Source organism: Bacillus atrophaeus, assembly GCF_001584335.1.
In the GTDB taxonomy this organism is placed as follows: domain Bacteria; phylum Bacillota; class Bacilli; order Bacillales; family Bacillaceae; genus Bacillus; species Bacillus atrophaeus.
The window spans coordinates 185,465-199,172 of the sequence record NZ_LSBB01000020.1; the positions used below are offsets into that span (position 1 = coordinate 185,465).

Sequence of the window (13,708 nt, forward strand, 5' to 3'; positions counted from 1 at the left end):
GAATTGTCTGTTAATTATAATAATTTACGTCAATTGCTTTTTTCAGCCGCAAATAAATAATGCTCCAGTAATCCGCTTACCTGCTCCCGAATCCGCGGGTTGAAGTAACGGTGATTTTCCTCGTACCCGTTGATGGCAAATACATAAAACGTAAACGCATCATCCCGGTCCGCCTGATGAATTTTAATCTTCCTTTTCCGCAGTTCTTGTCGTATGCCGATCAAATCCTTTTGTGCTATTTTTAATGATTGTTTGATAAGTTGTATATAGGGCTGTTTCAGTTTGAGTGTGCTTTTTCCGATGCTGTCCAGGTCGCGGTTTAAAATCGTGATGGCCATCGGCAAAAAGAGCGCCCTTTCAATGATGTCATATACTTCTGCCTTTGTGTTTGGCATGTAAGTCCCTTCTTTCTTTGGGAACGTTTGTTCTTATTTGTATTCTATATCGACATAAGAAATGTTTCAAGGTCTGAGAAAAAAGACCGAAATTTTTTAGTTTTTTGCCGATAATGTGTAGAATAAGGATAGACAAACCTGATGAGGAGTATAAATGTTGGAGCATTTTTTTTCTTATTTGACTGAGGATCGTTTAACTGAATTATTTCAAAGCTACAGGGCTTTTGGTCCGTTGATTGCTGTTTTGCTTCCTTTAATTGAAGCATTTCTTCCTTTCTTGCCTTTGGTCGTCTTTGTGGTGGCGAATACGAATTCCTTCGGATTGTGGGAAGGGTTTATCTTGTCCTGGCTGGGATCAACTGCCGGAGCGGTGCTTGTTTTTTTTATCGTCCGCCGTTACGGGCAGAGGAGAATTCTCGGGTTTATCCGCAGACATCAGTCAGTCAGAAAGCTGATGCAGTGGGTGGAAAGGCGCGGCTTCGGACCGCTGTTTATTCTGCTTTGCTTCCCATTTACGCCGTCAGCAGCGGTAAATGTCGTCGCCGGCTTATCAAGGATTGGAATGCGGCCGTTTATTTTGGCGGCGGCTTCGGGGAAGCTTGTTATGATTTTTATGATCAGCTTCATCGGTTATGATCTCCACGCGCTGATTACTCAGCCTATTCGGACAATCATTGCCGTATTGGTCATTGTTGTATTATGGTATGTCGGCAAGAGAGTGGAACGGCGTTTACATGTGAAAGCCAGTCAGCAGGAAAACGACGGAGGGAGACAATAATTTTGAAAAAACGGTTTTGGTTCATGGCCGGTGTGGTGTGTGTGGTTCTGGTCATTCAGGCTAAAAATGCTGTTTTTATTGATTATAAAGTTGAAGGCATCAGTATGAAACCGACCTTTCAGGAAGGGAATGAGCTGATGGTCAATAAATTTTCGCATCGCTTTAAAACCATCCGCCGTTTTGATATCGTGCTGTTTAAAGGCCCGGAAAAAAAGGTGCTGATCAAACGGGTGATCGGCTTGCCAGGGGAGTCTATCCAATATCGGGATGATAAGCTGTATGTCAATGGAAAACAGGTTAAAGAACCTTTTTTGAAATCTCTAAAATCCGTATCTGCGGGGAGCCATGTGACCGGAGATTTTACGCTAAAGGAAGCAATTGGTAAAGATGCGGTGCCAAAGGGACAATATTTTGTAATTGGAGATAATCGCATTTACAGCTTTGACAGCCGCCATTTTGGACCGGTTAAGGATAAAGATATCGTCGGAGTCATTTCTGATTGAGGCTCTATAAAAAACAAGGACGCCAATATACCGGCGTCTTTTTTTTGTGATAAATTTGGAAAAAAGGTGTTGATACACAAGCTGAGAGTCATTATAATAAAAATTGTTACGCGTGTAACAAAAATGAAAAGTCTGAATCAAGGTTCATGGATGATATTCTTTTATTTTTGTTTCTCTCGTAATAAAAAAAGGAGTGGTGAATATGGATTACCAGACAGTCATTATCGGAGGCGGGCCGGTCGGATTTATGCTTGCTTCGGAACTTGCTTTGGCAGGCGTGAAGACATGTGTGATTGAGCGTCTTGAGCAGCCTGTCCCGCATTCCAGGGCGCTGACGCTTCATCCCCGTACGCTTGAGCTTCTTGAGATGAGGGGATTGCTGAATCGTTTTGCATCACAAGGGAAAAAAATATCTTCAGGGCATTTTTCTATGCTCGATACCCGTCTTGATTTTTCCGGTTTGGATACAAGCACTAATTATACCCTGCTGCTCCCTCAGGCGATGACTGGACAGCTGCTGGAGGAATATGCGCGCGGTTTGGGCGTAGATATTTTTCGCGGAGCGGAAGCGCTGGCCGTTACCCAAAATGGAGAAATGGCTCAAACGATCGTGAGGGAGCATGATGGCACTGTGCGTACTCTGCGAAGTTTGTTTGTCGCGGGTGCTGACGGAGCGGGAAGCATTGTCCGAAAGCAGGCGGGAATTGAATTTATCGGAACGGACAGTACGGTGACGGCAGCGCTTGGAGATGTCAAGCTGCTTTCTCCACCGGCATCAGGCGTTCTTTCCCTCTGTACAAAACAGGGGGGAGCCATGATCGTTCCTCTTTCTCCGAAGCTTTATCGGGTAGTGGTTGTCAGCCCTTATCGTACTCAGACGCCGAAGGATGTACCTGTTACAGAAGAGGAATTGAAAGCAGACCTCATGCGTATTTGCGGAACTGATTTTGGCCTGACCGATTCTGTGTGGATGTCTCGATTCGGGAATGCCGCCCGCCAGGCAAAACAGTATCGGAACGGAAGGGTATTTCTTGCGGGGGATGCGGCTCACATCCATTTTCCTGCGGGAGGGCAAGGTTTGAATGTCGGCCTTCAGGATGCCATGAATCTGGGGTGGAAGCTGGCGGCGGACATCAACGGCTCTGCGCCGTCATGGCTGCTGGACAGCTATCATGCTGAACGGCATCCTGTTGCTGAAGATCTTCTGTCGAACACGGAAGTGCAGACACGCCTCTTGGATTTCACGCCGGCCGGGCTCCATTTGCGAAGTATGATGTCAAATATACTGGCATTTCCTGAGGTCAATCAATATATTGCGGGACAAATATCTGCTCTTGATGTGTATTATAAGGCTGATCAAAAGATGCCGGCTCATGTCCTCAATGGAACGAGGCTGTCGAATGTAGAACTGGTCCTTCCTGACGGTAAATCCGAGCAGCTTTACAATTTCCTGCGATCAGGGAAATATGTTCTGCTGTCGCTGCGGCAGGAAGCTGGTCATGAATCCCGGTCCGACGTGTTTCAGACCGTTTTCGCTTCCTTCGCTGAACCACGTGAACAATGGTGCGGCGTCCATACCGCATTGATACGTCCGGATGGCCACGTCGCTTGGGCGGTCGACGCATCAGATCCCGATTGTTCCGCTGTCATTCAAGCAGGTATCAGCCGCTGGTGTTCGGCTGGCTGCTGAGTTTAACATGAATTCGATTGTTTCATCTGTAACAAAACGTTATAGTAAAAGAAACAAACGAATGAAAAGGATGGAAGAGACGTATGGATCAATTAAATCAAGAGCAAGCCAAACGCGCCATTTTTGAGTTATATACTGAGCTGATTCATCAGCAGGAGAAATGGGAAAGCATTATCAAAACATTCTTATCTGACGAGATGAAGAAGCTGGATCATGGAAGCAGCCAAAAGCCCCAATTGACAATGACGGAAATTCACGTTCTGTCTTGTATTGGGGAGCATGAGCCGATCAATGTCACCTCTATTGCAGATAAAATGAATACCACAAAAGCCACGGTATCCCGCATCAGCTCAAAACTGCTCAAAGCGGATTTTCTTCGCAGGACACAGCTCAGTGATAATAAGAAGGAAGTATATTTCCGGCTGACACCGGCCGGGAAGAAGCTGCACGGCTTGCATCAATACTATCATCAAAAAATTGAACAGCGTTTCATCTCATTTTTTGACCGATATACAGATGAAGAAATTTTGTTTGCGGAAAGGCTTTTTCGGGATCTGGTGACAAATTGGTATCCTGCGTCGGATACGATTGATCATGTAATCCAAGATCTTTAAATCAGAAAAAAAACACGCAGCCACTGTGCGTGTTTTTTCTGCCGTTATGATCAGCATGATCAGCTCGCGTTATAGGAGCTTTCCGTTTCCTTTTTTCCATCATGAAGGTGGTGCAGCAGCCGATAGAACGGCGGAAGCATGGCGATGACGAGGATCACCCTAATCACCTGAACCGCCACAACAAAGGTGGAATCCGCGTGCAGGGTGACGGAAGTTGTTGCCATCTCAGCTATTCCGCCTGGCGCAAAAGCAAGAACAGACGTTATCAAAGAGATTCCAGTCAGCTTGGAAACAACAGCGGCACTTAACAGCATGGCTGCAATTAAACCGATTGACGAAACCAAGGCGACGAAAAGGATACGCGTCACACCTACAAACATACTTCTGTACATTTTAGAGCCGATTGTTGCGCCGAGAAAGATTTGTGACACATGGTTTGCCTGCGAAGGCCACCACGCGAGCATGTCATGTCCTGTGACAGAGGCCCCGCCGATTTGGACGGCCGCAACGCCGAGCATGCTGCCGAGCAGCCACGGAGCGGGGAATTTCAGCCATTTAGCCGCTTTACACGCGCCCCACGCGATGAGTGCCAAACAGCCGGTCCATAGCACCGGCCCAAGGCCTAACTCCGCTGTTGCGCTTGAAATCGTATGCTGGGCATCAACCGCTGCGCTGCCTTGTTTTGCATATAAAAAGATCACAAGAAAAGGAATGGACAAAACGACGAGAAGCACCCGCATCATTTGCACAAGACTTACGATGGCGGTGTTTGCGCCGACTTCCTGAGCGATGCTGGGCATAGCGGAAAGTCCGCCGGGCGCCGTGCCTACAAAACTTGTCATCATATCCGTTTTACTGAAACGCCAAAGCACATAACCGGACAGCATGGCGAGAAGTATGGACAATATCAGCATAATTCCTACTGAAAGCCAGTGGTCTTTTAAAACTGAGAGGACAGACAAGTTTAGTTTTTGTCCTAACTCTATCCCGAGGATCATTTGTCCGAGAGCGAGCCAGCGTTTGTTAATGCCTTTTTGGTCGGGTGCCATCATCAGCCATGACGGGCGGAGCATGGCGAGACAGCAGCTGACAAGCAGCGTGCCGATCATCCATCCGATTGACATCCCGGTTAACGAAAGAATAAACCCCCCTGCTGCACTGATGGCGATAAACCAAATATCTGTAAGGAGATTTTTGTCTTTCTTCAATGAAAACCCTTCTTCCTAATGACTTACATCTGTTTTATTAAGTTAGTGAATTTAATATTACTATAGTATATTTTTAAAGATAAATAAAATATGAATTTATTTCTGAGAGCCATTCATTTTTCTTATGAACGGACAAGCCAAAAGAATAGATTGGCTGAGCATAACGGAGTAACGCAGGGGGCTCTTCGAGAAAATGCAGAGGATGGTTCTGAATCAGAACCATCCTTGTGTGGTTAAGCCGCCATTTTGCGGCATTCGTCAGCACAGGCAAAGTAAGACTTCGCACACGCTTGGCAATGGTTATGATCATGCTTTTGACATTCTGTGCCACAAGCTTCACACACATTGGCGCAGAGGGCGCAAATTTGCTTCATAAACGGGCTGTCTGTTTGCATCGCTTTTGCAGCTAAATCGCACATGTCGTATTCTCTGTCCAGCCGGATACACTCGCTTAAGTCGTGATGGGCTTGCTCTTTCAGGCAGCGGCTGAAACAGGTGTTAAAGGCTTCGATACAGCTCACGCACGTCTCAAGGCAAGCTTCTGCATGTTGTGTCATCATACATACCTCTAAAAACATTGTATGTTGAATCGTTTTCCGAAACATAAAAATGAAAACAAACTTATGTATATATACCCAAGACGGGTATATAGGCTAAAGGGTTACCATGTAATACAAAAACCAGACGGCATGGTTTTGTTCATCTCGTGCAGCGCGGGTAAAAGTGCCTTTTGCCTTTAGGTTTGTGGTTTCCTCCGCGGTGCGTAAATAAAAATCAACGGTTTTCTGTTCATCCTTAAAGGCTGCGTCAAGCCCTCTCGCGAATGAGTCGGGACAATCTTCCGTTTGTTTAGGCATGATTTGTTTTCCGGTAATGGATGAATACAGTGAGGAGAAGGCGCGGAGATGGCGAAGTTCATCTTTTCTGATTTCCTCAATTTGTTTTCTTACTTCCTCCCGGTGCGCTAATTGGGAGAGTTTGCGATAATATTGAACTGCACTGTATTCTCCGTTAATGGCCTTTTCCAAATTCTTAATTAAAACGGGATCTTCACGATGCTGCTGCGGATATGGATAATAGCCGTAATGCAAGGGATTCACCTCTGCTCTTAGAGTTGGGCTGTCATTAAAGTATATGACCGCTTTAGTGATATGTGCTGATTGTTTTATGTGAAGGCGGAAGCGGTTTTTCCCGGAATTGGACATGAAAAGGCCGTTTTTACCAATAGATCAGATTGGTCATTTTCGTCAACATTCGATAAAATATAGAAAGATTACAAGAGAGGGGACTTCTAATTTGGGAGCAGAGTTTTTAGTAGGCAGATCCGGGAGTGGAAAAACGAAGCTGATCATAGACAGCATTCAAGATGAGCTGCGCCGGAATCCATTCGGGAAACCGATCATTTTTCTAGTCCCGGATCAAATGACGTTTTTAATGGAATATGAGCTTGCTAAAACGCCTGGTATAGGCGGAATGATACGCGCTCAAGTGTTCAGCTTTTCACGTTTGGCCTGGCGTGTCCTGCAGCATACGGGCGGAATGAACCGGCCGTTTGTCACCAGCACGGGAATCCAAATGCTTTTGAGAAAGCTCATTGAAGAGCATAAACAGGAGTTTAAAGTCTATCAAAAAGCGAGTGACAAAAGCGGGTTTACCGAACAGGTAGAACGGATGCTGACGGAATTTAAACGGTACTGCCTTGAGCCTGAAGATATCCGCCGCATGATTGAAAGCGGAACTGCCACAGACTATCGCGGCGAGCGGGTGTTAACCGATAAGCTGCATGATTTGTATATTTTATATCAGCAAATGGAAAAGAGCCTTGAAAACCAGTATCTTCATTCAGAGGATTATTTAACGCTGCTGGCGGAACAGGTCCCGTATGCGGAAGATTTGAAAGGGGCGCATGTCTATGTAGACGGCTTTTATCAGTTTACTCCGCAGGAATTCAGAGTGCTTACGCAGCTTATGGCACAGGCTGAGCATGTGACGTTTTCACTGACGGCGGACAAGCCGTCCCATGTGCAGGCGCCTGATGAGCTGGATCTGTTCAGAATGACAGGCAAAACATATTATCAGCTCCATCAAGCAGCTTCGGAGCTTCATTTGGACATCACAAACAGAGAACTGACCGAGACGAAACGATATCAGCAAACTCCGGAGCTTGCCCATCTAGAAGCAATGTATGACGCGCGCCCTGCTGTTCCGTTTTTGGAAAAGCAAGAAGCCTTCACTGTGATGCAGGCTGCGAACAGGCGGACAGAGCTGGAAGGAATTGCCCGTGAAATTCATGCTCTTGTAAGAGATAAGGGATTACGCTACAAGGATATGGCAATTCTCGCCCGCCAGCCGGAAGATTATAAGGATATGGTCAAAGAAATATTTGCAGATTATGAAATTCCTTACTTTATAGATGGAAAGGCATCCATGCTGAACCATCCGCTTGTTGAGTTTATCCGTTCAAGCCTTGATGTCATAAAGGGAAATTGGAGATATGAAGCGGTGTTTCGCTGTGTGAAAACCGAACTGTTATTCCCGCTTGACCGTCCGAAGAACATCATAAGGGAGCAGGTCGATCAACTGGAAAACTATTGTATTGCTTACGGAATTAAAGGCGACCGATGGACGAGAGGCGACCGTTTTGTTTACAGGCGGTTTGTTTCACTGGATGATGATTTTGCGCAGACAGATCAAGAGATTGAAATGGAAAACATGCTGAATGACACAAGAGACTGGATTGTTCCGCCGCTTTTCCGTCTTCAAAAACGGATGAAACAAGCAAAGACGGTCCAAGACATGGCGGAGGCTCTTTATCTTTATTTAGAAGAAACGGATATTCCGTTAAAGCTGGACCAAGAAAGACAGCGCGCGGAAGAGGACGGGAGAATTATCGAAGCGCAGCAGCATAATCAGGCTTGGGACGCTGTCATACAGCTTCTCGAGGAATTTGTGGAAATGATGGGCGAAGACGAAATTTCTCTGTCTCTTTTTCAGCAAATGATGGAGACGGGTGCGGAATCGTTAAAGTTCGCTCTGATTCCGCCTGCACTCGATCAAGTCTTTGTCGGCAATATGGATTTATCGAGAATGTACGGAACACGCTGCACCTTTGTTATCGGTGCGAACGACGGCGTACTTCCGGCCCGGCCTGAGGATGACGGGGTGCTGTCTGATGACGACCGGGAATGGCTGAAAACCATTGGAGTCGAGCTGTCATCCGGCGGGCGCGAACGTCTGCTTGATGAGCACTTTCTCATATATATGGCGCTTTCCAGTCCGTCTGACCGGCTGTATGTATCCTATCCGATCGCAGACGCCGAAGGTAAAACGCTTTTGCCGTCAATTGTGGTTAAACGGCTTACAGAACTGTTTCCGGAGCATAAGGAAAGGCTTTTGACAAATGAACCGGAACAGGTCAGCGACTGCGAACAGCTCTTGTATCTCGTCAATAAAAGCGTGGCGCAATCGTATACGGCAAGCCAATTCAGGTTGTGGTTAAAGGAGTATGACATCAGTGATGTATGGTGGAGCGCGTATAATGTATTGATGAGTGAACAGGACAGGCTGAACTCGAAAAAACTTTTCTCCAGCCTGTTTTTCAGAAATGAAGTCAAACCGCTTGAACGCACTGTATCGAGACAGCTGTACGGCGAGCATATTCATGGAAGTGTGTCCAGAATGGAGACCTTTAACGCTTGTCCGTTCTCCCATTTTGCGTCCCACGGCTTACATCTGAAAGAACGGCAATTTTTTAAGCTGGAAGCGCCGGATATCGGACAGCTGTTCCATTCCAGTCTGAAGCTGATTTCAGACAGGCTTCGTGAACAAAAGCTGGATTGGCGCGATTTAACAAAAGACCAATGTAACAAGTTCTCTTACGAGGCGGTGGAGCGGCTCGCGCCGAAGCTCCAAAAAGAAATTCTGCTTAGCTCAAACAGACATTATTATGTCAAGGAAAAGCTGCAAAAAATTGTGGCGCGCGTGTCCGGCATTTTAAGCGAGCATGCGAAGGCGAGCGGGTTTGCACCGGTTGGGCTTGAGCTTGGTTTTGGCGGAAAAGGCCCGCTGCCGCCTCTTACATTCACATTAAAAAACGGCTGCACGATGGAGCTTGTCGGACGCATTGACCGCGTAGATAAAGCGGAAAGTTCAAAAGGGCTGCTGCTGAGAATAGTGGATTATAAATCCAGCGACAAGGGTCTTGATTTGTCAGAGGTATATTACGGCCTTGCCCTGCAAATGCTCACGTACCTTGATTTATCCATTACGTATTCGGCAGATTGGCTCGGCATGAAGGCTACACCGGCCGGCGTTCTTTATTTCCATATTCATGACCCGATGATTCAAGCCAGCGTTCCGCTCGGGCTTGATGAAATAGAACAGGAAATTTTTAAGAAATTTAAGATGAAAGGCCTGCTGCTCGGCGATCAGGAAGCGATTCGATTAATGGATACGACGCTCCAAGAGGGAAGGTCAAATATCATTAATGCCGGGCTTAAAAAAGACGGTTCATTAAGGTCTGATTCAGCGGCGGTCGGAGAAGAGGAATTTTATCTGCTGACACAGCACGTGCGGCGGACCTTTCAGGAGGCCGGCGAACAAATCACCGACGGGTGTGTGTCGATTGAGCCGTATAAGCTGAAAGATAAAACACCCTGCACATACTGCTCATTCAAATCAGTATGCCAGTTCGATGAATCATTGGAAGAAAACGAATATCGCACGCTGAAAGCGGAAAAGGATCATACCATATTAGATTGGCTGAAAAAGGAGGGAGATGGCGATGCAAATTCCTAAACCGGCAGACAGCACCTGGACAGATGACCAGTGGAACGCCATTGTCTCATCCGGACAGGATATTCTCGTTGCAGCGGCCGCTGGATCTGGAAAAACCGCTGTGCTTGTTGAGAGAATGATCCGAAAAATTACCGCGGAGGAAAATCCGATAGATGTGGACCGTCTTTTGGTCGTGACATTTACGAACGCCTCTGCGGCTGAAATGAAGCACCGGATCGCGGAGGCTTTGGAGAAAGAGCTCGTGAAACGTCCCGGCTCTCTTCATATCAGGCGGCAGCTGTCTCTGTTGAACCGGGCCAGCATTTCAACCCTTCATTCATTCTGCTTGCAGGTGCTCAGAAAATATTATTATCTCATTGATCTTGATCCGGGCTTTCGGATTGCTGATCAGACAGAAGGCGAGCTGCTCGGGGACGAGGTCCTTGATGAACTGTTTGAAGACGAATACGCGAAGGGGGAAAAAGCGTTTTTCGAACTGGTGGACCGGTATACGACAGACCGGCACGACTTAGACCTTCAGCACCTCGTGAAACGGGTGTATGAGTTTTCCCGTTCCCATCCCGATCCAAAAACGTGGCTGGAAGGTTTCGTTCATCTTTACGATGCCTCAGAAAAAAGCACGATTGAAGAACTGCCGTTTTATCCATATATGAAAGAAGACATTGCGATGGTGCTGAGTGCTGTGAAAGAAAAGCTTCAGCGGGCGCTTGAGCTGACAAAAGTGCCGGGCGGCCCTGCGCCGCGCGCTGATAATTTTCTGGATGATCTTGCACAGACAGAGGATCTGATCGCACATTCGGCGGATTTCACTGAATTATACAAGCGGGTTCCCGCAGTCTCCTTTAAGCGTGCCAAAGCGGTCAAAGGAGATGAATTTGACCAGGCGCTCACAGAAGAAGCGACGGATTTACGGAACGGCGCGAAAAAACTGCTGGAAAAACTAAAAACGGACTATTTCACAAGAAGCCCCGAGCAGCATCTGAAAAGCCTGTCGGATATGAAGCCTGTGATTGAAACGCTCGTCCAGCTTGTCATCAGCTACGGAAAACGGTTTGAAGCCGCCAAACAAGAGAAATCAATTATTGATTTCTCTGACTTGGAGCATTACTGCTTGTCTATCCTGACAGCCGTGAATGAGTCGGGGGAGCGCAAGCCGAGTGAGGCGGCGGCTTACTATCAAGAGCAGTTCCAAGAGGTGCTGGTTGACGAATATCAAGATACAAATCTTGTGCAGGAAGCCATACTGCAGCTTGTCACAAGCGGGCCTGAAGCTTCAGGAAACTTGTTTATGGTAGGGGATGTCAAACAGTCCATCTACCGATTCAGGCTTGCCGAACCGCTTCTTTTCCTTTCTAAATATAAACGATTTACCGAAACGGGAGAGGGGACAGGCCGGAAGATTGATTTGAACAAAAACTTTCGAAGCCGGGCGGATATTTTAGACAGCACGAACTTTCTGTTTAAGCAGCTCATGGGCGGCAAGGTCGGCGAGGTTGATTATGATGAGCAGGCGGAATTGAAGCTAGGAGCCTCTTACCCTCCGAATGACCAGACTGAAACGGAGCTGTTGCTGATTGACAGAGCGGAGGAAAAAGAGGCGAGTGAAGAAACAGAAGAGCTCGAAACCGTTCAGCTTGAAGCAAAAGCGATTGCAAAGCAGATTCGAAAGCTCGTATCCTCTCCTTACAAAGTCTATGATGGAAAATCGAAAACACACAGCAATATCCGCTACCGCGATATCGTGATTTTACTGCGTTCCATGCCGTGGGCGCCGCAAATCATGGAAGAGCTGAAAGCTCAAGGCATACCCGTCTATGCCAATTTGACATCAGGCTATTTTGAAGCGGTCGAGGTGTCTGTTGCGATTTCCGCTTTAAAAGTAATTGATAATCCGTACCAAGATATTCCTCTCGCTTCCGTGTTGCGCTCGCCGATTGTCGGCGCGGATGAAAATGAGCTTTCACTGATTCGGATGCATAATAAAAAAGCGCCTTTCTATGAAGCGATGAAGGACTATCTTTCAGGCGGGGACCGAAATGACGAGCTATATCAAAAGCTGCACACGTTTTTTGAGCTTTTGCAAAAATGGCGCTCTTTTTCTAAAAACCATTCAGTTTCCGAGCTGATATGGGAAGTTTATCGTGACAGCAAATATATGGACTATGTCGGCGGTATGCCGGGCGGAAAACAGCGGCAGGCCAATTTGCGCGTTCTCTATGACCGGGCACGCCAGTATGAATCGACGGCATTTCGCGGTTTATTTCGTTTCTTGCGGTTTATTGAACGTATGCAGGAACGGGGCGATGACCTCGGGACAGCGAGAGCGCTCAGCGAGCAGGAGGACGTGGTCCGCCTGATGACGATTCACAGCAGCAAGGGGCTTGAATTCCCTGTCGTATTCGCTGCGGGACTTGGACGGAATTTTAATATGATGGATTTGAATAAATCATATCTGCTGGACAAAGAGCTTGGTTTCGGCACAAAGTTTATTCACCCCGAATGGCGTATTAGCTATCCGACACTTCCGCTCATCGCCATGAAGAAAAAAATGCGCCGGGAGCTGCTGTCAGAAGAGCTGCGTGTGCTATACGTGGCTTTAACAAGAGCGAAGGAAAAGCTGTTTCTTGTCGGTTCCTGCAAGAATCGTGAGAAGCAGCTGGCGAAATGGCAGGCTTCAGCGTCTCAGCCAGACTGGCTTCTCCCGGATTTTGAGCGGTATCAGGCAAAAACGTATTTGGATTTCATCGGTCCCGCATTGATTCGTCACAGAGACATGGGGACAGATGCTTTACAAGGGCTTGCGAGTCAAGCTGACATATCAGAACACCCTGCCCGGTTTAACATCCAAATGGTCAGCGCCCAAGATTTATTGGATGATGATCTGGAAGAAAGACAAGAGGAAAAGAGCAGCCGTCTTGACGCCATCCGCCGCGGTGAGCCTGTGTCCGGTTCGTTTGAATTCGAAGAACAAGCGCGGCGACGCCTGTCATGGCGATACCCTTATCACGACGTGACAAAAATTCGCACGAAGCAGTCTGTTTCCGAGATCAAGAGAAAGAAAGAATACGAGGACGAATACAGCGGCCGCTCTCTCATCAGACCGGCTGACGGAAACATGTTGTACAGGCGCCCTGCGTTTATGATGAAAAAAGGGCTGACTGCGGCTGAAAAAGGAACGGCGATGCACACCGTTATGCAGCATATCCCGCTGACACATGCGCCGTCAAAAGAGGAAGCGGAACGTATTGTCAAACGTCTTTATGAAAAAGAGCTGCTCACCGAAGACCAGCAAGCCGTTATTGACCTAGAGGAAATCGTGCAATTTTTCCATACTGAAATCGGCGAAAAGCTGATCGGCGCAAAATGGATTAACCGCGAAGTGCCGTTTAGCATGGCGCTTTCAGCACAAGATGCGTTTCTGGACACTGAATCTAAAGATGAGCCTATATTGGTGCAAGGAATTATTGACTGTCTGTATGAGACCGATGAAGGGCTTTTCTTGCTGGATTACAAAACGGACCGAATCGAAGGGAAATTCCAGCACGGATTTGAGGGGGCGGCTCCTATTCTTAAAAAACGATACGAAACTCAAATCGAGCTATACACAAAAGCTGTAGAACAAATAACGAAAACCAATGTGAAGGGACGTGCACTCTACTTCTTCGACGGAGGACACGTTTTGAACGTATAACGAGATCCATTAGCTCCCTGTTTCCAATGGGA

Annotated in this window: 10 protein-coding genes; 6 read left to right on the forward strand and 4 right to left on the reverse strand. The window is 47.1% G+C overall.

What is annotated here, in order from left to right:
* Positions 1–29: 29 nt before the first annotated feature.
* On the reverse strand, positions 30–395 hold the full coding sequence (locus AXI57_RS14535) for a YhjD family protein (protein WP_003327690.1): 366 nt from the start codon (positions 393–395) through the stop codon (positions 30–32).
* Positions 396–549: 154 nt separating this feature from the next.
* Here AXI57_RS14535 and AXI57_RS14540 point away from each other — a divergent pair, with 154 nt between their 5' ends.
* From AXI57_RS14540 to AXI57_RS14555, 4 genes are all read left to right on the forward strand, one after another.
* Positions 550–1,173, forward strand: a complete 624-nt coding sequence (locus tag AXI57_RS14540; RefSeq protein WP_061670466.1) for a TVP38/TMEM64 family protein — start codon at positions 550–552, stop codon at positions 1,171–1,173.
* A gap of 2 nt (positions 1,174–1,175) precedes the next feature.
* Positions 1,176–1,676, forward strand: a complete 501-nt coding sequence (lepB, locus tag AXI57_RS14545) for a signal peptidase I (protein WP_003327688.1) — start codon at positions 1,176–1,178, stop codon at positions 1,674–1,676.
* A gap of 202 nt (positions 1,677–1,878) precedes the next feature.
* Positions 1,879–3,366, forward strand: a complete 1,488-nt coding sequence (locus AXI57_RS14550) for a monooxygenase (RefSeq protein WP_061670467.1) — start codon at positions 1,879–1,881, stop codon at positions 3,364–3,366.
* 83 nt (positions 3,367–3,449) lie between these two features.
* On the forward strand, positions 3,450–3,980 hold the full coding sequence (locus AXI57_RS14555) for a MarR family transcriptional regulator (RefSeq protein WP_061670468.1): 531 nt from the start codon (positions 3,450–3,452) through the stop codon (positions 3,978–3,980).
* Positions 3,981–4,039: 59 nt separating this feature from the next.
* Here AXI57_RS14555 and AXI57_RS14560 read toward each other — a convergent pair whose 3' ends face one another.
* The 3 genes from AXI57_RS14560 to AXI57_RS14570 form a co-directional block, all read right to left on the reverse strand.
* Entirely contained in the window at positions 4,040–5,188 is a 1,149-nt protein-coding gene (locus tag AXI57_RS14560) for an AbrB family transcriptional regulator (protein WP_061670469.1), read from the reverse strand.
* 233 nt (positions 5,189–5,421) lie between these two features.
* Complete coding sequence (locus AXI57_RS14565; RefSeq protein WP_061670470.1) at positions 5,422–5,745, reverse strand: four-helix bundle copper-binding protein; 324 nt, start codon at positions 5,743–5,745, stop codon at positions 5,422–5,424.
* A 96-nt stretch (positions 5,746–5,841) separates the two neighbouring features.
* Complete coding sequence (locus AXI57_RS14570; RefSeq protein WP_061670471.1) at positions 5,842–6,279, reverse strand: ferritin family protein; 438 nt, start codon at positions 6,277–6,279, stop codon at positions 5,842–5,844.
* Positions 6,280–6,484: 205 nt separating this feature from the next.
* On the opposite strand from AXI57_RS14570, the gene addB reads away from it, so the two are divergent.
* Together addB and addA are read left to right on the forward strand one after the other, a co-directional pair.
* Positions 6,485–9,985 carry a helicase-exonuclease AddAB subunit AddB gene (addB, locus tag AXI57_RS14575; RefSeq protein WP_061670472.1) on the forward strand — a complete coding sequence of 1,167 codons (3,501 nt, stop codon included), beginning with the start codon at positions 6,485–6,487 and terminating at the stop codon, positions 9,983–9,985.
* Positions 9,972–13,676 (forward strand): helicase-exonuclease AddAB subunit AddA, encoded by a 3,705-nt coding sequence (gene addA, locus AXI57_RS14580; RefSeq protein ID WP_061670473.1) that lies wholly within the window; start codon positions 9,972–9,974, stop codon positions 13,674–13,676. Before addB ends, addA begins: the two co-directional genes overlap by 14 nt.
* Positions 13,677–13,708: the final 32 nt, after the last annotated feature.

Excerpts from the sequence above, each read along its gene's own strand:
- AXI57_RS14535 (WP_003327690.1), bottom strand. The coding sequence starts at position 395 with ATGCCAAACACAAAGGCAGAAGTATATGACATCATTGAAAGGGCGCTC.
- AXI57_RS14540 (WP_061670466.1), top strand. The coding sequence starts at position 550 with ATGTTGGAGCATTTTTTTTCTTATTTGACTGAGGATCGTTTAACTGAA.
- AXI57_RS14550 (WP_061670467.1), top strand. The coding sequence starts at position 1,879 with ATGGATTACCAGACAGTCATTATCGGAGGCGGGCCGGTCGGATTTATG.
- AXI57_RS14555 (WP_061670468.1), top strand. The coding sequence starts at position 3,450 with ATGGATCAATTAAATCAAGAGCAAGCCAAACGCGCCATTTTTGAGTTA.
- AXI57_RS14565 (WP_061670470.1), bottom strand. The coding sequence starts at position 5,745 with ATGACACAACATGCAGAAGCTTGCCTTGAGACGTGCGTGAGCTGTATC.
- addA (WP_061670473.1), top strand. The coding sequence starts at position 9,972 with ATGCAAATTCCTAAACCGGCAGACAGCACCTGGACAGATGACCAGTGG.